The organism is Rhizobium sp. BK591 (genome assembly GCF_014195045.1).
In the GTDB taxonomy this organism is placed as follows: Bacteria; Pseudomonadota; Alphaproteobacteria; order Rhizobiales; family Rhizobiaceae; genus Rhizobium; species Rhizobium anhuiense.
This window is the reverse complement of record NZ_JACIAZ010000015.1, coordinates 1-23,287: the sequence shown is the minus strand read 5'-3', so window position 1 is coordinate 23,287 and position 23,287 is coordinate 1. Positions and strand designations below refer to the sequence as shown.

23 protein-coding genes and 5 pseudogenes are annotated in these 23,287 nt (G+C 56.9%); 15 read left to right on the top strand and 13 right to left on the bottom strand.

The window, feature by feature from the left end; translation table 11 throughout:
- Positions 1–81: 81 nt before the first annotated feature.
- The 3 genes and pseudogenes from FHX10_RS34770 to FHX10_RS35405 all read left to right on the top strand — a co-directional run.
- Positions 82–629 (top strand): annotated as a pseudogene (locus FHX10_RS34770) (ISNCY family transposase); the annotation flags it as partial.
- Positions 630–742: 113 nt separating this feature from the next.
- Positions 743–1,837 carry a GSU2403 family nucleotidyltransferase fold protein gene (locus tag FHX10_RS34765; RefSeq protein WP_028759043.1) on the top strand — a complete coding sequence of 365 codons (1,095 nt, stop codon included), beginning with the start codon at positions 743–745 and terminating at the stop codon, positions 1,835–1,837.
- Between the two features lie 1,102 nt (positions 1,838–2,939).
- The gene (locus FHX10_RS35405) at positions 2,940–3,206 is read left to right on the top strand and encodes a hypothetical protein (RefSeq protein WP_244604750.1); all 267 of its coding nucleotides are present in this window, start codon (positions 2,940–2,942) and stop codon (positions 3,204–3,206) included.
- 171 nt (positions 3,207–3,377) lie between these two features.
- Here FHX10_RS35405 and trpB read toward each other — a convergent pair whose 3' ends face one another.
- The 8 genes from trpB to FHX10_RS34720 all read right to left on the bottom strand — a co-directional run bounded on the left by trpB (position 3,378) and on the right by FHX10_RS34720 (position 9,921).
- Positions 3,378–4,583, bottom strand: a complete 1,206-nt coding sequence (gene trpB, locus FHX10_RS34755) for a tryptophan synthase subunit beta (protein WP_097596436.1) — start codon at positions 4,581–4,583, stop codon at positions 3,378–3,380.
- 286 nt (positions 4,584–4,869) lie between these two features.
- Entirely contained in the window at positions 4,870–5,577 is a 708-nt protein-coding gene (locus FHX10_RS34750; RefSeq protein WP_244604751.1) for an SDR family NAD(P)-dependent oxidoreductase, read from the bottom strand.
- A 44-nt stretch (positions 5,578–5,621) separates the two neighbouring features.
- On the bottom strand, positions 5,622–6,230 hold the full coding sequence (gene folE / locus FHX10_RS34745; protein WP_097596437.1) for a GTP cyclohydrolase I FolE: 609 nt from the start codon (positions 6,228–6,230) through the stop codon (positions 5,622–5,624).
- Positions 6,231–6,464: 234 nt separating this feature from the next.
- On the bottom strand, positions 6,465–6,932 hold the full coding sequence (locus FHX10_RS34740; RefSeq protein ID WP_028756936.1) for a TspO/MBR family protein: 468 nt from the start codon (positions 6,930–6,932) through the stop codon (positions 6,465–6,467).
- 61 nt (positions 6,933–6,993) lie between these two features.
- Positions 6,994–7,524, bottom strand: a complete 531-nt coding sequence (locus tag FHX10_RS34735; protein ID WP_028758878.1) for a lipocalin family protein — start codon at positions 7,522–7,524, stop codon at positions 6,994–6,996.
- Positions 7,521–8,099 (bottom strand): hypothetical protein, encoded by a 579-nt coding sequence (locus tag FHX10_RS34730; protein WP_127429990.1) that lies wholly within the window; start codon positions 8,097–8,099, stop codon positions 7,521–7,523. The genes FHX10_RS34735 and FHX10_RS34730 overlap by 4 nt, the downstream gene beginning before the upstream one ends.
- Positions 8,096–9,124: an SAM-dependent methyltransferase gene (locus FHX10_RS34725; protein WP_127429991.1), complete on the bottom strand. Its 1,029-nt coding sequence runs from the start codon at positions 9,122–9,124 to the stop codon at positions 8,096–8,098. Before FHX10_RS34725 ends, FHX10_RS34730 begins: the two co-directional genes overlap by 4 nt.
- Positions 9,121–9,921, bottom strand: coding sequence for a DUF1295 domain-containing protein (locus tag FHX10_RS34720; RefSeq protein WP_127430151.1), 801 nt, complete (start codon positions 9,919–9,921; stop codon positions 9,121–9,123). Before FHX10_RS34720 ends, FHX10_RS34725 begins: the two co-directional genes overlap by 4 nt.
- 269 nt (positions 9,922–10,190) lie before the next feature.
- Here FHX10_RS34720 and FHX10_RS35745 point away from each other — a divergent pair.
- From FHX10_RS35745 to FHX10_RS34695, 6 genes and pseudogenes are all read left to right on the top strand, one after another.
- Positions 10,191–10,292: pseudogene (locus FHX10_RS35745) on the top strand (SAM-dependent methyltransferase); the annotation flags it as partial.
- A 23-nt stretch (positions 10,293–10,315) separates the two neighbouring features.
- The gene (locus FHX10_RS34715) at positions 10,316–10,687 is read left to right on the top strand and encodes a DUF2147 domain-containing protein (RefSeq protein ID WP_127429992.1); all 372 of its coding nucleotides are present in this window, start codon (positions 10,316–10,318) and stop codon (positions 10,685–10,687) included.
- Between the two features lie 27 nt (positions 10,688–10,714).
- Positions 10,715–11,137 carry a DUF2177 family protein gene (locus tag FHX10_RS34710; protein ID WP_127429993.1) on the top strand — a complete coding sequence of 141 codons (423 nt, stop codon included), beginning with the start codon at positions 10,715–10,717 and terminating at the stop codon, positions 11,135–11,137.
- Between the two features lie 255 nt (positions 11,138–11,392).
- Positions 11,393–11,920, top strand: coding sequence for a sigma-70 family RNA polymerase sigma factor (locus FHX10_RS34705; RefSeq protein WP_049812552.1), 528 nt, complete (start codon positions 11,393–11,395; stop codon positions 11,918–11,920).
- Positions 11,917–12,570 (top strand): ChrR family anti-sigma-E factor, encoded by a 654-nt coding sequence (locus FHX10_RS34700; RefSeq protein ID WP_127429994.1) that lies wholly within the window; start codon positions 11,917–11,919, stop codon positions 12,568–12,570. Before FHX10_RS34705 ends, FHX10_RS34700 begins: the two co-directional genes overlap by 4 nt.
- 84 nt (positions 12,571–12,654) lie before the next feature.
- Positions 12,655–13,055, top strand: a pseudogene (locus tag FHX10_RS34695) (fasciclin domain-containing protein); the annotation flags it as partial.
- Between the two features lie 39 nt (positions 13,056–13,094).
- On the opposite strand, the gene FHX10_RS34690 reads toward FHX10_RS34695, so the two are convergent.
- Positions 13,095–13,274 carry a hypothetical protein gene (locus FHX10_RS34690; RefSeq protein WP_210294536.1) on the bottom strand — a complete coding sequence of 60 codons (180 nt, stop codon included), beginning with the start codon at positions 13,272–13,274 and terminating at the stop codon, positions 13,095–13,097.
- A 1,485-nt stretch (positions 13,275–14,759) separates the two neighbouring features.
- On the opposite strand from FHX10_RS34690, the gene FHX10_RS34685 reads away from it, so the two are divergent.
- The 4 genes from FHX10_RS34685 to FHX10_RS35400 all read left to right on the top strand — a co-directional run bounded on the left by FHX10_RS34685 (position 14,760) and on the right by FHX10_RS35400 (position 18,261).
- Entirely contained in the window at positions 14,760–16,721 is a 1,962-nt protein-coding gene (locus tag FHX10_RS34685; RefSeq protein ID WP_127429995.1) for an elongation factor G, read from the top strand.
- A 133-nt stretch (positions 16,722–16,854) separates the two neighbouring features.
- Positions 16,855–17,094 carry a DUF982 domain-containing protein gene (locus FHX10_RS34680; RefSeq protein WP_063476242.1) on the top strand — a complete coding sequence of 80 codons (240 nt, stop codon included), beginning with the start codon at positions 16,855–16,857 and terminating at the stop codon, positions 17,092–17,094.
- Between the two features lie 101 nt (positions 17,095–17,195).
- Positions 17,196–17,459, top strand: a complete 264-nt coding sequence (locus FHX10_RS34675; RefSeq protein ID WP_028756947.1) for a DUF982 domain-containing protein — start codon at positions 17,196–17,198, stop codon at positions 17,457–17,459.
- A gap of 553 nt (positions 17,460–18,012) precedes the next feature.
- On the top strand, positions 18,013–18,261 hold the full coding sequence (locus tag FHX10_RS35400; protein WP_028756948.1) for a hypothetical protein: 249 nt from the start codon (positions 18,013–18,015) through the stop codon (positions 18,259–18,261).
- An 86-nt stretch (positions 18,262–18,347) separates the two neighbouring features.
- On the opposite strand, the pseudogene rsgA reads toward FHX10_RS35400, so the two are convergent.
- The 3 genes and pseudogenes from rsgA to FHX10_RS34660 form a co-directional block, all read right to left on the bottom strand.
- Positions 18,348–19,369, bottom strand: a pseudogene (rsgA, locus tag FHX10_RS34670) (ribosome small subunit-dependent GTPase A).
- On the bottom strand, positions 19,366–19,548 hold the full coding sequence (locus FHX10_RS34665) for a hypothetical protein (RefSeq protein ID WP_028756950.1): 183 nt from the start codon (positions 19,546–19,548) through the stop codon (positions 19,366–19,368). Before FHX10_RS34665 ends, rsgA begins: the two are co-directional and overlap by 4 nt.
- A gap of 143 nt (positions 19,549–19,691) precedes the next feature.
- Positions 19,692–19,892: an Eco57I restriction-modification methylase domain-containing protein gene (locus tag FHX10_RS34660; RefSeq protein ID WP_244604753.1), complete on the bottom strand. Its 201-nt coding sequence runs from the start codon at positions 19,890–19,892 to the stop codon at positions 19,692–19,694.
- Between the two features lie 410 nt (positions 19,893–20,302).
- Here FHX10_RS34660 and FHX10_RS34655 point away from each other — a divergent pair, with 410 nt between their 5' ends.
- Positions 20,303–20,992 (top strand): carbonic anhydrase, encoded by a 690-nt coding sequence (locus FHX10_RS34655; RefSeq protein WP_028757993.1) that lies wholly within the window; start codon positions 20,303–20,305, stop codon positions 20,990–20,992.
- Positions 20,993–20,996: 4 nt separating this feature from the next.
- On the top strand, positions 20,997–22,523 hold the full coding sequence (locus FHX10_RS34650; RefSeq protein ID WP_127429997.1) for a SulP family inorganic anion transporter: 1,527 nt from the start codon (positions 20,997–20,999) through the stop codon (positions 22,521–22,523).
- 360 nt (positions 22,524–22,883) lie between these two features.
- Here the strand turns inward: FHX10_RS34650 and FHX10_RS34645 are convergent.
- A pseudogene (locus tag FHX10_RS34645) lies at positions 22,884–23,156 on the bottom strand (substrate-binding domain-containing protein); the annotation flags it as partial.
- Positions 23,157–23,287: the final 131 nt, after the last annotated feature.

Sequence of the window (23,287 nt, the reverse complement as noted above, 5' to 3'; positions counted from 1 at the left end):
AGCCCGTTTTTCCATCTTATCGGGGGCAACCACCCTCGCCAGACCAAAAGCCGCAGACGATCGCGCCGCGATTACTCCATGTTCGAGAACCGCGGCCCCAAATGCGCCCTACTCGACTATATCGATGACGCCACCGGCAAGCTGCTACATCTACGGTTTGCCGGATCGGAGAATACATTCGACTATCTGCACGCGACCAAGGCCTATCTGCAGCAATGGGGCAAGCCGCTGGCGTTCTACAGCGACAAGCATGGCGTTTTCCGCAGTACGCATGCTTCTGAGAAAGACCGGACGAGCGGCCTGACACAGTTCGGTCGGGCGCTTTATGAGCTGAACATCGACATTATCTGCGCCAACACCCCGCAAGCCAAAGGCCGTGTGGAGCGCGCCAACCAGACGCTGCAGGATCGGCTGGTCAAGGAGTTGCGGCTTCGCGGCATCGATACGATTGAGGCAGCCAACGCTTATGCGCCGGAATTCATGGCAGATTTCAATTCCCGGTTCGGCAAGCAGCCGCGTAATCCTAAGGATATGCACCGGCCGCTGGCCGATCATGAGAACCTGGATCCATGTGTAGGAAAGAAGCTCGCACGCTGTCGCAATCCCTGACGCTACGCTACGACAACGTGAGGCGCCGCCGGTTTGACTCCCTTCAAGGCGAAAGCTAGCATCCTATCTTGTGACCTACCCTCTCGACCGTTATACTGTTTTTGAAGAACAGTATAACACCGGAGTCGAGCTTATGAAGTCCATCGACCTCATGTATCAGACCATGCTCGCCGAGCTGGGTCAGCGCTCGCTCGACGCCGCTTGGACGGCCGATTTCCCTCCTGAGGGTCGGTTCACCCCGGCAAACATCAAGGGGCGCAAGTACTGGTACTTCGACATCCCAGATGGACATGGTGGTACCAAACGGCGTTACGTCGGTTCTGCTGATGATCCCGATATCGCGCAACGCGTAGCTGATCATAAGCGGGACAAGGACGATCTACGCGCTCGAAGGCGCTTGGTAAATAGCCTGACCCGCGAAGGCGGGATGATCGCCCCTGACGCCATGTCGGGCGACATCGTCGAGGCTCTTGCCGATGGCGGTCTCTTTCGGCTCCGGGGTGTTCTCATCGGCACGGTGGCCTTTCAATGCTACTCAGGACTGCTGGGCGTCCGCCTTCCCATGGCTGCGATCCTGACCGGCGATGCGGATATCGCCCAGGACTATGCCATCAGTCGGGAGGTTGAAGACAGTCTGCCTCCGATCGTTGAGCTGCTGCAGGGCGTCGACGCCAGCTTCCGGCCAGTTCCACACCGATCCGGATCCGCGGCCTCGTCGGCGTTTCAGAATGCCGACGGCTACAGGGTTGAATTCCTGACGTCGAACCGTGGTTCGGATGATTACATCGACCAGCCGGCGAAGATGCCTGCCCTTGGTGGCGCCGGCGCGGATCCACTACGCTTTCTCGACTTCCTCATAAGGGAGCCCGTCAGGACAATGCTGCTCCACCGAAGCGGTGTCCCAGTCGTCGTCCCTGATCCGTCCCGGTATGCGGTCCATAAGCTCATAGTCGCCAGCCGCCGACACACTGACGGGCAGGGGCCGGCGAAGCGAGAGAAGGATGTTCATCAAGCTGCGCTGCTCGTTGAAGCCCTGCAGCAGACAAGGCGATCTGCCGACTTGGCGCTCGTCTACAACGAAGCATGGGAGCGCGGGCCTGCGTGGCAAGAAGGTATTCGAACCGGGGCGGGAATGCTGCCGGCACAAGATGCCGAGCGGCTCAACACGGTGCTAATGGAGGGGGCAAAAAGAAACCGCGAAGAAATTGAACTTCCGTTTGGAGAGTAGCCTGTCTTCCGCTTCGAAAGCCAAGCAAACGGCACCGTGAAACTCTACCCATCTCCGGCCATGATGATGTCGTGGAAAGCCACTTGAAGGCGGCATGGATGACCTCCAGTCATCCCAGGCGCGGCCGCGGAGAAGCATTGTAGGCGTGGAGTCTTCATTGATATTAGTTCTGAAAAACGGGCCGTTGGTCCCGATCCCTTCAAGAGCAGGACATTTTGTTGGCGGCTGCCGGCCCGAAGCAGATTGATTCTGTCCCCAATTGGCCCAAAAAATCTCCCCATGAACCGCCAACCGCGCCGGCCATCCAGAATTGACGCATTTTGGCTCGCAAACCTCATGAGGCTTCGGATAGAGAGGCCTAAGATAGAAAATTCGATTAAGCTATTGGATGGCTGAAGCCTGTAAAGCTTAAGCGAGATGCACGCGTATTCTGTCAATGTATCCTACTAGTAACATAATGTACGCATCATTCCCTCAATATTTGGTTTAATGCCGCATCCTTGTCTTTCCGAGAATTTTTTAGCAGGAGAATTACTGTGAGATGCAACAGATATCGCGCTAGATCCGTTGTAGGTCGAGCATGCCGAGAAGATAATAGAAGTTATCGATATTATGACGATTTTCTGCATAGCGTTCATCTGCGTCCTCCATCTCATTGCGAAGTCTCGGTCTCAGCGTTTGTATCCTCCACATTGCCTCCTCAATGCGATCAAGGGCTGGCGATGATCAAAATATGTTGTAGTGACTACGTGGATTCGAAGCTTTGGATCAAAAGCTTTTCGTTTTCTCGTGTACCGGCGTTTTGATCTGCTTTGACCAGCCGCCCGTAATATTGCTTATTCAAAACAGGGCCGCATGCCGCGAAAGTATCCAAGTTGGAAACGGATCTTTCGGTTGCTGCGAAGCTGCGATCGTCGACAATTGCGATTTTGTTGTGCGCGTTAACGATTGCCGGTCCGTCGGGGAGGGTGGCGCCGCACCGACGTGGCCGCAGTCTGCAATACCGGCCGACCGGCGCTCTCGATGGTTGGAGAGCGCTCGTGGCGTGAAAGGCCAGCGGTTGCGTCGGCCTCGTTGGTTCGTGCGGGACGAAATGAGGTTCATGGAACTCAAGACGAAACTTGATCCGGCGCTGGACGACCTTTGCGACGACTGTACCGCAGAGTTTGCGATGTTTGCCGCTGAGACCAAAAAGATGTTCAAGGCCATACCACGCAGTCACCACGACCGGTTCGATATCGAGCTTCAGTCCAAGTTGTCCGAGAGTTATGTCGTGCCGAGCTCCGGATTGATGGCGATCGGTTATGCACTTGAAGAGGTGTCGAAATCCGGGGATGAAAATTATCCTCGCAGGTTAGACCACCAGTGATGGGGCGGTCATTCCTTCAATGTCGAGCGAATGCTGATCGGCCATTATATCGCGGAAGGCCGCCTACGAAGACTGACGGCCTCCCGCACTCAAGGACCCTATCGAGCATCAAGTGGCCGAAGACGAAGCGCATGATCTCGGCATTTGTTAACATGGGTGCCTCCGCAATTGTCACTCTCGTTTCAACAGGTTGGACACCGTGAAAATGTCCTTGTCGCCGCGGCCGCAGAGATTGACGATAATGATCTTGTCTGGCGCCATGAGCTTTGCTGTCTTCATGACCTCGGCAATGGCATGCGATGGCTCCAGCGCCGGAATGATGCCTTCCACCGTCGATAAGAAGTGGAACGCCTCCAGAGCTTCTGCGTCCGTGGCCGACGCATAGCTCACGCGTCCGCTTTCCTTCAGCCAGGCATGCTCCGGTCCTACACCCGGATAGTCGAGGCCTGCAGAAATCGTGTGTCCCCCGTTGATCTGTCCGTCACCGTCCTGCAGAAGATAGGTGCGGTTTCCGTGGAGGACGCCGGGCTTCCCTTTGGTCAAGGATGCGCAGTGCTCCGATGTATCGAGCCCTTTCCCGGCGGGCTCAACGCCAATCATGGAGACGCGACTATCGGCGAGAAACGGGTGAAACAGGCCGATCGCGTTCGAACCACCACCGATAGCTGCGACCAGAAGGTCAGGCAGGCGGCCCTCATACCCAATTATCTGCTCACGCGCTTCCCTGCCGATCACCGACTGCAAGGTCCTGACCATCTCTGGATAGGGATGGGGACCGGCTGCCGTTCCGATCAAATAGTAGGTATCCTCGACGTTCGAGACCCAGTCGCGAAGCGCCTCGTTCATGGCATCCTTGAGAGTGCCGTTTCCCGAGGTCACGGCGCGCACCTCCGCTCCAAGCAGCTTCATCCGGAAGACGTTAGGAGCCTGCCGCTCAATGTCTGTCGCCCCCATGTAGATGACACAATCGAGCCCGAACCGCGCCGCCATCGTAGCGGTTGCGACACCGTGCTGACCTGCGCCCGTCTCCGCGATGATGCGCTGTTTCCCCATCCGCCGGGCGATAAGGATCTGACCGAGGCAATTGTTGATCTTGTGTGAGCCGGTATTGTTCAATTCATCCCGTTTCAGGTAGATGCGCGCGCCGCCGAGCCTGGCGGTGAATCTTTCGGCAAAATAAAGCGGACTGGGCCTACCAACATAATTTCGGGACAACTCGTCCAGCTCGTCCCAGAATGATTGGTCGGTCTTGGCCGCTTGCCACTCCTCGGTCACCGCCATGAGCAGCGGCATAAGCGTCTCCGCGACAAAGCGGCCTCCAAACTTTCCGAAGAAGCCGTTGTCGTCGGGTAGCGCATTTGATGACATCTGTTGCATTTTCCAACTCCTATCTTTGTTCGATACGGAACTGGTGAAATTCGGATGGTCTGGAGGCCGATATATTACACCCGCGCCAAAGCCGTTTGGATGATAAAGGCTCTTGCCTTGTCCAGTGTCTATGTTGAGCGATGCTTACAGCCGAGGAACCGGAGGCAGAGACCACGCACCGGAGAGCTTTTCCGCAAACGCTGCGGATATTTTGCCACGGCGCATTATCGTCACTTGAGCGTCGCTGCGCGAATACCTACGGACCGTGGCGTTGAGATTGTCGGACCAAATGCGGCTACCAAGGAATGGTTGTTCCATCATATGCGAAGAAGCCGCCCGTATGGTGTGGTGTCAAATCGTCCAGCATCCGCAAGATGCGCTTGGCGGCTTCATCAGGCTTTGAACGCCGGTGGCCCGATGAAAATGGATCGGACAATCGAGTTATGACGGTCCCGGGATGCACGGTTACAAGCAGGGACAGAGGGTTCGCCCTGGCCACTTCTATTGCGGCTGTGTGAACGATCTGGTTAAGCGCGGCCTTCGACGAGCGATATGAAATCCAGCCTCCCAGCGCATTGTCGCCGATCGATCCCACCCGCGCCGATAGAAGGGCAAGAATTACCCGCTTCTTTTTTGCGAGCAGCGGGACGAAGTGCTTCACGACGAGGGCGGGTCCAACGGCGTTGACGGCAAACTGGGCCATCATGGCATTTTGCGAAATCTGGCGTATCGACTTCTCCGGTCCCATGCCGCCAATGGTCAAAGCACCCGTGGCACAGATGATGAGATCAAACTCATTCGACTTGAGCATGTCCGCCGCGCGCTGCACGGAATTCTCGTCCGTAAGGTCGAACCCGTTCTCTTGACGAGAAAGTCGGGCAATCTTGGCGCAGTTGTTGTCCCTTTCCATCTGCCTCGAAATAGCATCTCCGATTCCTCCGCTGGCTCCAATGACCAAGGCAGAATACCCCGCATCTAATGATCGCATCAGCGTTTCGGTCATCCGGTGTTCTCCAGATTGCGTTCATTTTCGTCAGGAGGCCGGTTTCAACCGCGGGCCAGCATTATGAAACGCGCCTGATCCGATGCAGAAGCTTCGAACTGTCCCGCGAACGCGGTCGTGAGCGTCTTGGCTCCCTGCTTCCGGAGGCCGCGCATCGCCATGCACATGTGCTCCGCCTCGATCATGACGGCGACGCCTTTCGGGCGTAGGCTTTCTTCAAGAGCCTTCGCGATCTGAGCAGTCATGGTTTCCTGGGTCTGCAGCCTGCGGGCATAGAGATCGACAAGCCTTGCCATTTTTGAAAGACCGAGCACGCCCTGCTCGGGAATGTATGCGATATGAGCAATCCCATGGAACGGCACCATGTGGTGCTCGCAATGGGAATGAAACTCGATGTCTCTGACGAGCACCATCTCGTTGTAGCCACCGACTTCGGAAAAAGTCTTCGAAAGCACATCCTCAGGCTCCGTTGCGTATCCGGAGAAGAGTTCGCGATAAGCCTTTGCCACCCGCTTCGGAGTATCAAGCAGACCTTCGCGTGATGGATCGTCTCCGGCCCAGCGTATTAGCGTACGCACCGCCTCCTCAGCCTGATGTTGAGTTGGACGTTCCGAGGCAGCCACCGGGCATGCATTGGTGACAATAGCATCCATAAATCTCTCCGGAATTAATATGCGACTTGGCTTACGTCCCATGCCGGGTTGCGGATCAAAACTGCCGATCTGCAAAGTAGCGCAACTGTCAGATCGTTCTGGATACGCTGGTGGTCTGGATTTGGTGAAGAGGTCGTGATTGCGACAGTCGATTTAGCGCGGACCCTGTTGACTTGTTCCGTCGCCTGCAACCAGTGCTCAGGCCACCTGTCGGATATATTTTGGTATGGCGTTTCAGCCGTTCAGCCAAATCAAAGACGCGTTCAGGACGGAAGCAAATCCCACCCATAGCGCATAGGGAAAGAAGCAAAGACGCGCGACTCTATCTCTTGCTATCGCAATAAAACCAACGATGAAAATCAGTAGGCAGAGGATAATCGCCAGGCCCAAAGACATCGCATGCGCTCCAAAGAACAGTGGTGTCCAAAGCCAGTTCAGGACCATCTGCCCTCCCCAGACCGTCATGGTCCGGCCCTTGGCACCCTCGGTAAGCCACGTGCGCCAGCCCGCGAATGCAATCAGGATATAGAGCACGGTCCATGCCGGACCGAAAATCCAATTCGGCGGATTGAAAAACGGCTTGTTCAACGAGGCATACCAAGCCCCTGGTTGAATGGTTAGGCCGATCGCCAGCCCGACCCCGATGACGACAAGGAGAAACAGGCACAGCATCATTGCGCTGGTGGTGCGGTTTGAGGTCATAGCGCTGTTTTCTCCTGAACATCCGCGCGCGATCGGATATGCGACCGGTCTGTTTCTTTCGTCACTGCGGCGGAAACTCAAGCTTGCGAACGTCATAGCCGAGTTCGCTCGCCTTCTTTATCATGCCGTGCAACTTGTTTTTCGAGGGAACGTTCCTGGAGTAAATCCACAGGTTCGTCATCGACGGGTTGGCGCTGATAAACCAGGATTTGTCAGGAGATTTATACAAAACCCAATAGTTGAAAGTGATCAGCCAGGGGTATCGGACCTGCATCTTCGCATTTGTTGTCCCGAAATCCTGGATGGTCCCGGTGCCGCGGACGGTCTTCAGTCGACCTTGGGGCGTGTCGACTTTACAACCGTCCTCGATGATTATTTCATCTGGCGATTTGCCTTGTCGGTAGCTCGAATAGCCCGCAACGCAGCCGTCGGTCAGGAACATCGGTGTCCGGCCGACCTCCAGCCATGTCCCGCGATAGTGATCCAGTCCCACTTTAATCACGTTGGGTGTGGCGTACGCAGCGGCGGCTTCGCCAAGGATGAAGAGCACCGCCAGCAGAAGCCGACCCGCACGATTGAGACAATGTTTCATGAATACCTCCCCGGTGTAGGGTGCTCAGGCACCGCTGAATAAAGCCTCGACTGGCGTGAAGTTCCCGCATACCGCAGCGTTACGAAGGCCATCAGACTAGCCACGGCGAACGCGTTCAAGTTGAGGAGCATCGCAAGGTCTGTTTGCGTCCAAACGTGCAGCGGCGCGCCGATGAAACCCCGCGAAAACACGAAGGCGGCGAAAATGAGGACAGCCATTCCACGTTGCCACCAATGTTCGTCTTCTCGAAATGAGACTGCAACGAGCATTAAGCAGGCCGCCAGAAACAACTCAGTACCAGAGGATTGTCCAAAGAGCTTCGTTTCGAACAGAGTGTCAAACGTACCGACCAGCGGAAGCGCGATCCTTGCCGATAGCGGCGAACGCCGGGCTATAAAAGGGATCGCCAGAAAGAGCGGCGCTGCGGTTAATGTGCCAAGCGAAGCTGCCACGCCATCACCCACCAAATACCAAATGTATAGCGGGTAAAACGGCTTGTTCAGGAGGATGACCCAAACGACCGTCACGGAAGCCTTTGTCAATGGATCAAGATTTGCAGGTGCAACTGCCATCATGGTGTTCGCCCCAGAAGGTAGTGGCCGACACCCCAGATGTCTCCCCTGTGATGGCCGAACATGCCAGCTGTCGAAAGAAAGAACAGTCTCCAACGGCGCTGCCATAGAGACGCGTCCCGGCCATAGATCTGCCTTAAGATTGGCTGGATGCGATCGATGTGCCGATCGAAATTGGCAAGCCAGTCAAGAGAAGTGCGGCGATAATGTATGCCCGACCAGCGCCATTCCATTTCCACTTGGAACAGATCGCCGAAACGGTGCGGCAGATCATGGGCCGGCATGATGCCGCCGGTGAAGAAGTGCTGGGCGATCCAATCGGCAGGGTCAGCGCGGTCGAAACGATATGATCGGTCTTTGTGCGTGAAGATGTGCAGGAACAGCTTGCCGTCAGGCTCGATCCAGCGGTGCACCCGCTCTAAAAGCGCCCGCCAGTTCGACATGTGCTCGAACATTTCCACAGCGACGACGCGGTCATAACGCTGGTCGGCGTCAAAGTTGTTCATGTCGGCGGTGATGACGCTCAGGTTGGTCAATCCGCGTGCTTCGGCGCGGGCAATGATATGCGCTCGCTGAGAGGCGGAGTTTGATACGGAGGTGACGCGCGAATTCGGGAAATGCGTGGCGAGATAGAGCGACAGCGAGCCCCAGCCGCAGCCGAGCTCAAGAATACTCATGCCATCGTCGATGGCGGCGTGGTTCACGGTCTCGGCAAGAGCAAAGGTTTCGGCCTCGTCAAGCGTCGTGGTATCTGTCGGGTATAGACAGCATGAGTATTTTTTCTGCGCCCCGAGCGCCAGCGCGAAAAACGCGGATGGCACTTCATAATGTTGGCGGTTGGCCTCGTCAGTATGCGTGGCGACCGGAAAATGCCCCATCGCGTCGACAAAGATCCTCTCGCCCTCAGCTGACGTCGCCGCCAGTCTGCGCTTGGTGCGGTTGCAGAGGAGCTCGATGCCTGCGAGCGTTATGCTGTCGCTGAGCGGGGCTCGCTCAGCAGTCTTGATAGCGAAAGCCATCACATTCATCGCTCATCTCCTTGTGGGCGCTGTCTTCGAGGTGCTGGGAAAAAGGCGTTGACGCGGGTCTGTAGGTCGCGGAACTTTTCGCCGCGCGAGCGCAGCATGTGCTCTTCGAGTGGGGGGATGCCGGAGACATGAACGAGCAGCCAATACATCAGCAGCGGTGCGAGGATCGACAGCCAGCTCGAGATTGGCGCCGCAATCGCGAAAAGTGGCCAGCAACACCAGAAGAGCCATTCGAAGAAATAGTTGGGGTGGCGCGAATAGCGCCATAGGCCTGCTTCGCAGACCTCTGTCTTCGCCTGTGGTGTTTTCCGGAAGCGCGCCAGCTGCACGTCGGCGATCGCCTCGCCAACCAGCGCTACAGCAGCGATCAAGGCTGCGATCCCATCAGCGAAACCTGGGAACGCCATCCCATTGTTCGCTGCGAGATAGACCGCCAGCACGAGCACGAATGCCGCTAGCGCCTGGATCTGGAGAAAGAGGAATAGTCGCCACGCACCGCTATCACCCCACTCTGCTATAAGTCTTGCATAACGGGGGTCTTCGCTACCGCCTCTGGTACGTGAACCGATATGGCCGCCGAGCCTCAGTGCCCATGCGGCGATGATAGTCATGAGGGCGATGCGACGATCAAGGTCCCCATTCGAAAAAAGCGCTGCGGTCATACCGCCGACGCCTACCGCGGCGGACCAGATCGTGTCGATCCAGCCGCTCAAGCTCGTGACACGCTGAATTGCCCAGGCGATTACCATCGCAAGCGACAATAGGATCGCGATGAGAACTAAAAGAGACAAATCCATCGTTTTTTCCATCGGGGTGGATTGCTAACGAGTTTCTCTACGGCCTTGCACACCGATCAGTTTTCCCCCGGGCCGCGAAAATTCTCAAAAAATTGTGCGGCCAGCAAAACTAACCTGAGTTCCTCCTCGTAGAGGCGGTCTGAAAACCATGCATCAGGGTCGGCAACCGCTCACACCGAGAGGCTATATGGAATTTGATAGTCGGAACGCTGGCGGACGGCGCCGGAATATAGCCGTCGTTGGAACCGACATCTCAGGGCTTTCGGCACGAGCGCTTCGAACGGCTCTGGAATTATTACCTTAGTTACTGCCAGGCTGGTTTTGAGGAAGGAAGCATCGACGTCGGCCTTTACACGATCGAACATGCTTGAATCGCACCTTGAGGAGAAACGGAATGAACCCGATGATGCCGATGGTCGCAGTTTTAGCTATTGGGGCTGCAAGCATGGCGGGGGCTGCTGACATCAGCGGTCAGTGGGCGCGCGGAGACGGAAACGCAAAGGTGAAGATCGCGCCTTGCGGTTCGGATGTCTGCGCTGTCAACACCTGGATCAAGCCGGGGACGCCGAAGGAGAAGGAAGGCGACAAGCTTGTGATGTCGATAAAACCAGACGCCGAGGGTAGCTATTCGGGCACTGCTTTCGATCCGCAGCGTAACTTGAGCTACAAGCTGACGGTAACCGTCGACGGCAACAGGATGACCACGAAAGGCTGTGTGGTCGCTGGTTTGCTTTGCAAAGCTATGGACTGGACGCGCATTGACTGAGGCGCAGGATTTGCAAGGAGAAAAAATGTGAAAACCTATATTGTCGCTTATCTTGCAACGCTGATTGTTTTCGTAGCGATTGATTTCGTATGGCTTGGCAGCATGGCAGATCGCCTTTATCGCCCGACTTTGGGCGAAATTCTGGCCCCTGAATTCAGGCTGGCTCCAGCCGTCGCCTTTTACCTCACCTACGCGGCCGGACTGACGTTTCTGGCTGTCAGGGCAGGCTTGATGTCTGGCTCCGTGGTCACGGCCGCACTATACGGCGCGGCCGTTGGCTTCACAGCGTACGCAACCTACGACTTGACAAACCAATCGACGCTTAAAAATTGGTCGACGACTTTAACGATGGCCGATTTGCTTTGGGGTAGCGCCTTATCGGCTGTTTCAGCCGGCGCAGCTTTTTGGATTACGCAGCGAGTTGTGGGAACACTGGATAAGATGTGGTGAGGTTCCGTAGGGGATATCTGACTTCGCATCGGCAGATGATCCGTAGCGTGTTTAAATTATTCACGTCGCTTTTTTGATCCGCTCAGGTTCGCACGCGTAATTCAGGTCATGAACATGCAATTACCGCTCCGATCCGGATTACGTCGAGGGAACTGTGCTAAGGCAGTCGCCTGGCGCACGCCGGGTTTGGAACGAAAGGTCGGCGCCTTGGGGGAAGAGAAGCAAAAATTGGATGCCGCGCGGATCAATTCATTGATGTCGGCCGTGGGAAAGTCGCGCGACATCGACTCATTCGAAATTCTGTACAGGCACTTTTGCCCGCGCGTCCGCTCTTACATGGTCCGTCTGACGAGAGGCAATCGCATACTCGCTGAGGAACTGACCCAGGAAACCATGATGCGCGTCTGGAATAAGGCGGCGCTGTTCGATTCATCAAAAGCGCAGGCATCGACCTGGATATTTGCGATTGCGAGAAATCAAATGATCGATGCTGCCCGCAAAGGTGCCCATCCGGAATTCGACATTAACGACCCCGCGTTTGTGCCAGATGAGATGGAAGCAGCTGACGTCAAGATACAGCGGCAACAGAACGCGCAGGAGCTGCATAATGCAATGCTCACATTGAAACAGAAGTACGTGGAAGTCCTTCGGATGTCGTTCTTCGACGGTCTGACCCACACAATGATAGCAGAAAAACTAAACCTCCCACTTGGAACGGTAAAATCGAGGATACGGCTTGCATGCGAGAAATTGCGGATGGCGATTCAGGACGATGCCAAATGATTGAACACCATCTGGATGACGATATGCTCCTGCACTACTCCGCCGGGACTCTGGCGGAGGGTTGGAGCGTCGCAGTTGCGACCCACCTCGCACTTTGCCCATTATGCCGCGCAAGTCTTGCGATGCTCGAAAACGTTGGGGGCTACTTTCTCGAATCCGAAGACGCAGGCGAAGACGACGTGACAGCAAGCTGGCAAAGCCTCCGAGCGACGATTGAAGCTGGTGAGATCGAGAAAGTGGTGCCAATCAAGAAGCACACGGCCGCCAACAACATTTACCCCGAGCCCCTGAGGTCTTACATAGAGCGAGCTGGCGGGTTGAGGTGGCGCAGACTGGGCCGCGGCGCAGCGCAGATGATTATACCGACCGACGACAATACGACGACCGTTCGATTGCTGAAGATTCCTGCCGGTCAGCCCGTTCCGGAACATTCCCACGACGGCTCCGAACTGACGCTTGTTCTCGATGGCAGCTTCAGCGATGAAGTCTCGACGTTCGCGCGAGGCGACGTCGAAATGGCAGATGGCGATCTCATGCATCAGCCACGTGCCAGCGCCGGAAAAGACTGCATTTGTATTGCCGTCACTGACGCGCCTTTGCGCTTCAAAAGCAGGTTTGTGCGCTGGCTGCAACCTCTGTTGGGCATCTGATGGTCAATAGAAATCACGACGCCGAGAAGCGCACAGTAAGGCGCCTTTGAACTGTAAATATCTGAAATCTCGATCTTGCTTTAAAATACTAGACCAATTTCCGAGAACGCAGCCAACTCCAAGGATCACACGAAACTCGTCGCCGCTGTAAAGGCTGCGGGTTTGGTTTCAGCGTTTAAAGGCAAAGGACCTTTCACAGTCTTCGCGTGCACCAAGGAAGCGTTCGAAGCGCTCCGAGGGCACGGTGGAAACGCTTCCAAAGCCGGAGAATGAGGCTCGACTTGTAAAGCTGCTGACCTGCCACGTGATTGGTACCGATGCCATGTCGAGCACGGTCGGCGGCTATGTGTTCAGGGCCAAGGAAGCATGGGCAAGATCACCCTTACTGACAACCTAGGGGTAGTGCTACTGTGACGGTCGCTGATGTCAAGCAGTCGAATGGCGTCAACCATGTCATCGATAAGGTGCGTCTGCCGAAAATGTAGATAGGGGACGCTGTGGCGTCCCGGCTTTCTATTGCAAGATCAGTCGATTGACGTGTCTGGCGTTTCTTCAATATCTGATTGCCATCCGAGTTCCATGCATAACTTTTCTCCAGCAGTCACCCCTGTCCGGAGGTCTTGAAAGGGGCCTTCAAGAATTGTGGTTTTGCCACGAAAGATCACAATGACATTTTTAATCACCGGATCGTAGAAAACCGTCATTCCATACTCATAATTCACGATCTGCTCCTTCCCTGACTTAACAGGGGCCGGCGGATGCCGCGCCGACCCCCTGCAGGCCTCACTCTGGTCCGCATCAGCTCCTGGGGTGCGGAGCCGGTCCGATCGCGGGTAGGACTTCCGCTCGGAACAGATGTTTTACGTCAAACAACTCCGGCAGATCAGAACCGTTTCAACTCTGTTGACGATACCAGCAATTTCATTTCTGTGGCGCTCAACGCCGGATTATCTCATTGCTTCACTGGCGGATAAAAAGTGTGGAAGCCTGAACAGGTCTTGTCCCACAGACGCTAGCACCAAAAGAACAAAAGAGGAGGAACCCGAGGGCAGTGGCCGGCACAGGATCGTGGGCTTGGCGCAACAGAGCGTCTTGTCGCCAACATAGCCTAGACCATAGTTCCCTCGTCCTGGCTGGCCATCTACGGTTCAGCGAAGCTGGTGACCGGGGCGAGTCCGGCGCTTGATGCCAAACCACCGCGTCTAACGCGGAAGCGTTCGCTTGCACACGTTGGTCGTACGGCGAACGGCCGTCCATGCGGACAGCGTGTAAGTAGTCACCGAGTTTCCAAAGCGCCTTCTTGCCCCGCCACCAAGCTCACAGGCGTAAAACAAACGTGGTGTGGCATGGTGAAGAATTGTGTCGCTGTCCAAACCAAGCGCTTTGAGACCTTCCCTCATCTTTGGGAGCCTCGGACTGGTGCCCTCGCCGAAGCGATTGTTGATACGACGCGAAAAATGCATTGCCTGCGTTCGCTGGACCGCCCGGCCAAGTTGTCGTCGAAAATCTGACGGACGAAGTGCCCCGAGTCGCAATGGTTAGCAAGGAAATAAGGGTTAATGAATCCTTAAACCCTAGTGGGCTGGAGATGAGCGCCTTCTGTGCGGCAGCAAGGGCTCTAGGAGCTTCTAAAAAGTTGCGACCTCGCAACTTTTTCAACGGAAGAAAGAGAGCACCAATCCGCAACGATGATACACCGACAGAAAGTTGCGGTGTAAGCGAAATTCCGCCGGCTTTGACGGACGACATCAAGAGAGAGCATGTTGCCCTTTGCAAAGTTGCGACCTCGCAACCTTAGTCCTGAAGGAGCCGGGCGACACTGCAAATCCCGTTTTCGGTTTTTTCCAATTTACACAGTTTCCGGCTCCTAATTCAATGTCGTCCGGGGATGAGAGGCTAGGGAGTTGCAATGGATGCATCGCCTAAATGCGCGTTGTCTAGCAGCATCTGCGTGCGCTGATCCTCGAACTCGGCAAGGGTTTTTCGTTCGTCGGAAGAAGAGCGGCATAGGACGGTATTTCCAAAGGTGAAATCGGGGTCATGGCGCCCCAACATCGTCAATCATCAAGCGTTCCATGGTCGGGCGCCGAGATAAAGCACGCCGCCATGAACACCTCTGGCGCCTTGCAGCGGTTCAGGGCATCCTATGATGGCTGAAAATTGTGTTTATGGCAGTTGGAGGATTGCCGATGCGCTGCTTCACCGTGCTTGGACCCTCGCAGACCGGAAAATCAACAGTCGTGGAAAAGCTCGGCTCCCTGGAGGGGGCGCCGAGAAAATCCAGCTCCCCTTATGGATTGAACCTCACAGAATTCACCTTTGGAAACGAGGCGTGGTGTGCGCTGGATGCGCCAGGACCCAACGAAGCGTTGGCGCATGCACAGCACGCGCTTCTTGCCAGCGACGCCTGCATCCTGTGCGTTTCATCGGCACCCGAGGAGGCTGTGCTCGCTGCGCCCTATCTGCGCGTAATCGAGAACTCGGAGACGCCGTGCATCCTCTTCGTCAACCGGATGGACGAACCGAGAGGGCGGCTGAGGGACGTGATCGCCGCGCTTCAAGACTACGCCAACCACACGCTTTTGCTTCGCCAGATCCCGATCCGCGACGGGGATAGGATCATAGGCAGTTGCGATCTGATTTCGGAACGGGCGTGGCGCTACCGGGAAGGCCAGACTTCGGCGCTGATCGCAATCCCCGAAAGCGCCGCCGAGCGCGAGCACGAAGCGCGCAGCGAGCTCCTGGAACACCTGTCCGAATTCGATGACTGGCTTCTCGAGGAACTGATCGAAGATCGCGAGCCGCCCAGCGACGCGCTCTATGCCATTTCATCGCGGGTTCTCAGGGAAAACAGGATTATTCCGGTCCTGATCGGTGCCGCAAGTCACGGCAACGGCATGATGAGGCTGATGAAGGCGCTGCGCCACGAGGCGCCGCCGGTGGGGGTTCTTCGACAGCGCCTGGCTCGCGGGGGCAATGTCGATGAAAACAAGCTGACCGCCGTGAGCTTCCATGCCTATCATCGCCAGAATGTCGGTAAGACAGTGCTCGTGCGCGCGCTTGGCGAGGGACTGCGGCAGGGCGCATCACTGGGCGGCTCCAACCTCGGCGCCGTACAGCATCTCGCAAACGGGAAGTCCAATTCGGCGGTTGTGCCTGCGCTGGGGGATGTCTTCGCGACGGTCAAGTCCGACCACTTGCCCGTCCCTTCGCTGTTGACATCAAGCGCGGTGGTCGCCCCGCCTGAGTGGACGGAGCCGCCCACCCCGATGCTTGAAAGGATCCTAGTCCCGGGCAGCGAGCGCGATGAAAACAAGCTCTCCGAAACGCTGGCAAAACTTTCCGAGACGGATCGCGGCCTAACGGTCTTGCAGGAAGAGAGCACCGGCGCCCATCTCGTCTGCGTCCAGGGGCCGGTGCATCTGCGCGATCTCTGCCGAACCCTGTCCGACGTGTTTCATATCGACGTAACCGATCGAACGCCCAGCCCGATCTACCGCGAGACAATTGCGAAACCATCTGAGGTTCATTACCGTCACCGCAAACAGACAGGCGGTGCCGGACAGTTCGCGGATGTGAAGCTGAACATTCGCCCCAATGAGCGCGGCCGGGGATTCACCTTTAGCGAAACCGTCAAGGGTGGCGTCGTTCCGCGCAACTACATCCCTGCTGTCGAAGCAGGCGCGCGCGAAGCGATGGAGAAAGGGCCGCTAGGCTTCAAGGTCATCGATGTCGGCGTAACGCTGTACGATGGTCAGCACCATGCCGTCGACAGTTCGGAACACGCTTTCCGAACTGCGTCGAAAATGGGAGTGCGACAGGCGCTTTCCGAAGGGGCGGCCGTTTTAATGCAACCGGTCTTCCGCAGCGACATTCACATTCCGTCGATCTATTCCGGCAGCCTTGTCCAGATCGTCTCCGCTCTCAAGGGTCAGGTTCTGGGCTTCGACCGGGATGAAACCGCCAAGGGATGGGACATCTTCCGGGCACTCATTCCGGGCGGCGCACTTGACGATCTGGCCCGGGCGTTGCGCTCGGCGACGCAAGGCATTGGTTATTTTTCCAAGACCTTCGATCACTTCGAGGAGCTATACGGCAAGGAAGCGAACGCCATCGTGAGGGCACACGAGGAACCAGGCGTCGCACACTGAAACGTTCGCGCCACTTCGAAGCCCTGCCAATAGGCTCTTGGGCTGCCGCCCTCCAAAATTTCGGCGGGATCGTCCGCTTGGAACAGATCTTCCTAATATACGTTTCTGGGAAGCCTGCCCCACGGAGGACGCCATGATCAGCATCTGGGACGCGAACGTCGAATTGAAGATAGATGATCGTGTTCACGTCATCAGGAACGCTAGAGAGGCGGTCGCATTCTTGAAGAAATACTGGCCCGACAACAGAAGCGCGAGCTATGCGACAGCGTGGAAGGTATGCCTGGACGCGGCGAGTGGCGTTGTTCCCGATGCGGAAGCGCGATCTGCGTTTGCGGCTGCGGCGAAGGAGGCCGGCATCCTTCGACAAACTTAAGGTCGCTTCGTTTGAAGTGAGCCATGGATCATGCCCGCCACCCTACCCGGAACGGTTCTTGCACGGTTACTAATATATTTACCGTGGGGAGGCGTAACGTTATGAAGTGGCACACAATCGGAGAGTTTACCCCTCTGATGCTCGCTGTGAATGGGCCGGAAAAATACAAGCTTGTCGCGAGCCTTTGGGAGGCGGCAAATATGTTGACGGCTTGCTGGCCCATCGACGACGGGGAGGAATATCTTATCGCGATCAGGGCGTGCCAGGACGCCATCCATGGCGACATTTCGGCTGAGGACGCGCGAGAAGCGCTGATCCGTGCCGCCGATGAAGCTGGCATTCCGGTGATCACCGTCGTCCACTGAGTTGCTCCGGTCCTTGATGCCGCAGCCCTCTCCGCTTTGCATCGAAAGCGGCTGTCCTGAGTTCAACGAACGCCTGCATCCATTTGATCTCGGGGATGGCGCACTGGTGACGGAAGACCTGGTGAAGAGGTAATCGGCGTCATACTTCCCAACTGTCGTGTTGATCTCACCGGCTCAGTGATCTCACTGCAGGGAGTGCAACATCTCAGTCCTCGCACCTTGGACAGCCCCTGAATTTTCAAGAACGGCCGAAGCGAAGGTGTTGTCCGGCCTGAAGCCATATACGGTTGATCAGCGGCGCAGGCGCTCTCGAACGAGTGGGTGTTCATTTCTGTTCAGGAGCACTAGCTAAGCGGGCGGGGCCCGGCTCCGTCGTACCGATTGACAATGATTGCTCCGAGTCTTTCTCGCAACACCTAAGCGGCAACTGCAATCTTGGATGGATTTGGCTGGTCTAGAGCATTTCAGTTACGGTATCCGTAGGACTGCAAACCGATTTGCACGAGCGGACTGCTAGGGAAAGCAAGTCCGCATCTTCTAAAGCAGGACCTTAATGAACGCGGACATGATAGCCGCCTGGGCGGTGGAAAATGGATTCCATGCAATCGATTCGGGGAATTATCGTCGCCACGACACCGCAGGTGTGATCACGATCGAGATTAAGAGGATCTCATTCCTCCTCATCGATGAGAGGCAAGGATTGCGACCGCGCCTTATATCTTGGTTGTTCAAAGACTTATCCCTCACGAGCGGGAGCGGCCGCTTGCAGGGTCTTCTTCTTGACCGCAATCCCATTCATTGAGCGCTGACGCTATCACCAAAGCCCAGCCAATTCTGGTGGCGGATCGTGGTTGACGACGATGAGCACCGTCGCAAACGTCAACACTTTCAATATTTCTTCTTGCGAACGATCTTGTTGCCGCGGGGTCCACTCACGACCGGGGTCCGGTCGCGGTTTTCTGCAAGCAGGTTCCGCCAGCGTTCCAGGCGATCGGCGAGCAGGGCACCGCTTGCGACAGCTGCCTGCACCGCGCACCCCGGTTCATGGGCATGGGTGCAATCGCGAAAGCGGCAAAGCGGTGCCAGTTCGGTTATCTCAGCAAAGAGGGTGTCTATACCGTCGGCAACATCGCTCACGTAAGCGTTCTTATTCCCGGCGTATCGACAACCCACCCGCCCCCTGAAACTGCATGTAGGGATCGCGCTGTGGTCGTGTGTCGGCCCTGCGCGTCGTATTCCCGGATGGTGCCTGTCTTTTGCTTTGTGTCAGATTCAGGCCCAGTCATGGTGTTCACCAGCTTTGATTTTCCAACACCAGAGGATCCCACCAGCGCGACCGTCTGGCCAATGCCGCACCAAGGCCTCAACAGGGAAACGGCATCCGCGGAGCGCCCATTCAAGGCAATGACAGGCAGGTCGCGCTGCAAAGCCTCGGCTTGCGCCTGGAACATGTCGGCATCGTCCGCGGTGTCAGCCTTCGTCAGGACAATCACCGGATTGATCCCGGCCTGCGTGGCCATGATCAGGTAACGTTCCAGCCGAGCAAGATTGAAATCGGCGTTGCACGAGGTCACGATCAACAGGGTGTCGACGTTGGCGGCAACAAGTTGCTGGCCACGTCCGCCTTCCGGGCGTCTTTGAAGGACGCTTTTTCGGTCGAGACGTCTGACAAGCATGTCAGTGAGTGAATCGGCAAGAACCCAGTCGCCCACCGCGTAGTCACCAGTATTGGTATTGGATGGAAACGCCAGTCCGACCGGCCCGGTGACATCGATCGCCTCGATGCGGGCCCGGTGAACTGAAGCGATGCGTCTGGGGATCAAGTCCGCTTCGCTGGGCTGGACCTGGTCTGCGAAGAATTCAGACCACCCAAGCCGTTCCAGCGGTGAAGAAAGTTGGGAGCTGGTCAAATCTTGTTCCGTGGATGATCCCGTTTTGGCAAAGAGGTTGCGTAGGCAGCCGCTTCGCCGGGATAGGGGAAATCGTCCCCGAGCTGACGGTCGTTATCGTAGACTTTGAACGAAGGCCCTTCAACTTCAACGATCCTGTAGCCATTCACGTATTCGATCTTCGGTGTTTTCCAGCCCATTAAAGCTCTCCGGTCGGTCCGCGGTTCTCTCTGAAGATGGTGCCACCTCATACTCGGCGGTCTATGATCTATCAGGTGCTTCACGATTAGCCAACGCCGGTTCGATCCCATTCGGCGGGCAAGACGAAGGCCAGGCGACCGCCTTACTTCAGGAACAATGCAGAGTGCACCGTAAATGTTGCCCAACTCGAGGCGAGGCCCGTCGGAGAAATGCCGCCCCTGATGGCCGCCTCCCGGGCACGGGCGCGGGCTTCCCCGGTAAAGTCCTGGTATCGGATATAGGGAGGATTTCCGATGACGACGTCGAACGCGGGATCAGCCCCGACGGCAAAGAAGTCGGACACTGGGTAGTCGCCGGCGCCCGCGGATGGCCGCCTACTTCCATCCAGAACTACAGCGCGCTATGGGTTGGGGCAGCCTATCACATTGAAATCAGGCGCTTTACGATCTGCTGGTCGATGTTCGGATGCTTTCAACAGCGGACAATTGCCGCTTCTCTGGATCTCACCCAGAGACGCTTTCACCGAAACGAATTTGAGATTTCAACGTCCATCACGATAAGCGGGCGTCGACTAAAATCATTTCACAATCCACTCACAAGATTTTTATAGATTACATTACAATCATTCCGTGTCGGCTATTTTCTTGCCGGCAACTTTACCTATCTCGCAAGTGCGAAATGATCGCGCATGCCAACCCGCCGGGCATGGGTACGCCCCCTGCCTGCCGTCCGGCCCAACACAAGGACTCGACAATGGGTGATTTGCTTAAAGGGATCTCCAGCTTTCGCGGTGCCGTCTTTCCCGACCATCAGGCACTTTATCGCAAGCTGGCAGAGGAGGGACAGCAGCCGCAAGCGCTGATGATTTCCTGCGCCGACAGCAGGGTGATGCCCGAAACAATCACGCAGTCCGGCCCAGGCGAACTCTTCGTCTGCCGCAATGCCGGAAATATCGTTCCTCCCTTTTCCACGGCAAATGGCGGTGTATCATCGGCGATAGAATATGCGGTCGTAGCACTCGGCGTGCGTGATATCATCGTGTGCGGGCATTCCGATTGCGGTGCGATGAAAGGGCTTTGCCATCCCGATCTTCTGAAGCCGATGCCGAACGTCGCTGCCTGGCTGAAGCATAGTCATGCTGCCCATTCGATTGTTTGCGAAGCCTACCCCGTCGACCTGTCCGAGCGTCAAAGGGTTCGCGCCATCGCGATGGAAAACGTCGTCGTCCAGCTCGATCACTTGCGCACGCATCCTTCCGTCGCCGCCAAGCTGGCGACCAACGACATTACCCTGCACGGGTGGTTCTTCGATATCGAGACGGGGGAGGTACTCGTCTATGACGGTGCGGCCGCTCGCTTCACCGAGATCCTTGAGGACAGGCCCTTGCCTGTCGCGGTTAAGGGTCGTGGTCGTCCGCATGTGATTCCGCAAGCCGCGGAGTAGCCCGATGATTTCCAGCTCTGTTCTTTCGCGCGATCTCGCGTCGTCGCTCGTCGTGTTCCTGGTCGCCATACCGCTTTGCCTCGGGATTGCGGTGGCGTCAGGAGTTCCTGTGGCCATGGGCCTCATATCCGGCATAGTCGGCGGCCTCGTTGTCGGCCTTTTGGCCGGATCCCCACTTCAGGTGTCGGGGCCGGCGGCGGGCTTAGCCGTGATCGTCTTCGGCTTCGTCGAGCAATATGGCGCTGCCATGCTCGGGCCGGTTCTCATCGTGGCGGGATTGCTGCAGGTCCTCGCGGGTTTCCTGCGGATCGGCTCGTGGTTTCGGGCGATTTCGCCTGCGGTCGTCCACGGCATGCTCGCCGGGATCGGCATCCTCATCATTCTTGGCCAGATCCATGTGCTTATGGGGGCAAGACCCGCTGCCGGAGGCATTGAGAACGTCACTGCCATGGAGCAGACTTTCGCTCGCGTATGGGGCGCGGGGCTGACGCGTGAAGCGGTCGCCCTCCTCGTGGGGTTGATTTCCTTGCTTGCCATGATCGCCTGGGAGAAGTTCAGGCCGAAGTCCCTGATGCTGGTACCCGGTGCCCTGGTGGGGGTCGCGGCCGGTACGATATTGACGGTCGGGATGCAGCTGCCGATCGCAAGAGTGGAGGTGCCGTCCTCTCTCGTCGAAAGCATTACACTGCCGACGCTCGATGGCTTCGCCAGGATGGTCGAGCCCGGTATCATCGTGGCGACGCTGGTCATCGCGGTGATCGCCAGCGCAGAAACGCTGTTGTCATCCGCCGCCGTTGATCGAATGCATGATGGCGTGCGGACCCGCTTCAACAAGGAGTTGTTTGCCCAGGGCATCGGCAACGGACTTTGCGGTCTGCTTGGCGCCTTGCCGATTACCGGTGTCATCGTCAGATCGTCCGCCAACATTCAGGCTGGCGCACGGACGCGGGCGTCGGCCGTTCTGCACGGCGTTTGGATCCTTGGGCTGGTGGCATTTCTGCCGCAGCTGCTCGCGATGGTGCCGCTGACCGCACTTGCCGCGGTGCTGCTTGTGACAGGATGGCGGCTGATCAGTCTCCATCACGTCCGGCACCTCTTCGATCATCACGGCTGGGTTCCCGTGGGAATCTGGACCGCGACGGTGGCGATGGTGGTGCTTCAGGACCTGCTCGTCGGCGTGGCGCTCGGCCTTGCGCTGTCCATACTGGAAATCCTTCCGCACCTCCGTCGCAAACTTGCCATCGACAGGTCGGAGGATGAGGAAACCATCCACCTCGACCTCGTCGGCGCGGCGACTTGCAAGGACGTTCCTGTCCTGCTCGACACGCTGGAAACGCTTCCCGAGGGTCGTAAGATCAGGATCGCGGGTGCCCGCCTGCACTATCTTGATCATACCAGCGCCGAGACCCTGCGCGACTGGTTGAAGCGCCAGAAGAAATCAGGGCGCCTCGTCGAAATAGAGCATCCGCCGGTCGGACGCCATCGGCGGCTGAAACCGATCTTTGAACGGCTATCAGAGGAAGTTGCCTGATCGGCGGAGAAAAACCAGCTATCTAGCGACAATGTTCTTGCCCCGCTTGCGGGGCAAGAACAGCAAGAAGCGAAGCGCGAAACGCGAAACAATCCGTCACTTCCATTGCTGCGGCCATACGAGACGCCATGTCACAGTCACGCCTTGTTGGCACTCGGTCTCTGCACCTCTGGAGGAGCGCGTTTCAACGAACCGATACCTGGCACGCAAGGTAAGCCAATCTCGGAAACGGAAGTATCGGGTGATCTCGACCAGCTTGGAAAGAACATGCAAATCGGTTCGGTACAGTCCTACGCATGCTATTACCGCCATCGATCATGGTCAGAAGTGCGAGGCGATACTTGGACGGTCCCAGATATTTCATGCGGATGACCTCGGCACAAACCGCTCCTGGATGACAACCATTTCGGCGTCGCGCTTTCCGGTGATCATTTCGACAATGGCGTCGACCATCTCGCTGGCGGGCTGTTGGCAGCTTGTCAGTCCATAGGCGGGGGCGCCGCCGAGCCCGATATTGTCGAAGCCGACGATCGCCAGCTCTTGCGGAATTCCTAGGCCGAACTCGCTACGGATGACATCCATCGCTCCCAGCGCCAAAATGTCGTTTTCACGCATCAATACGTCGACGCTGGACTCCAGATTAGTTGAAGCGGCGCGACTTCAGTCACGTGAACCGCACCGGGTTTGCCGGAGGCTCCAACTTCTGAGAAAGTGGAGCCGATATGAGCAAGACAACAAACAAATTTTCACCTGAAGTCCGCGCC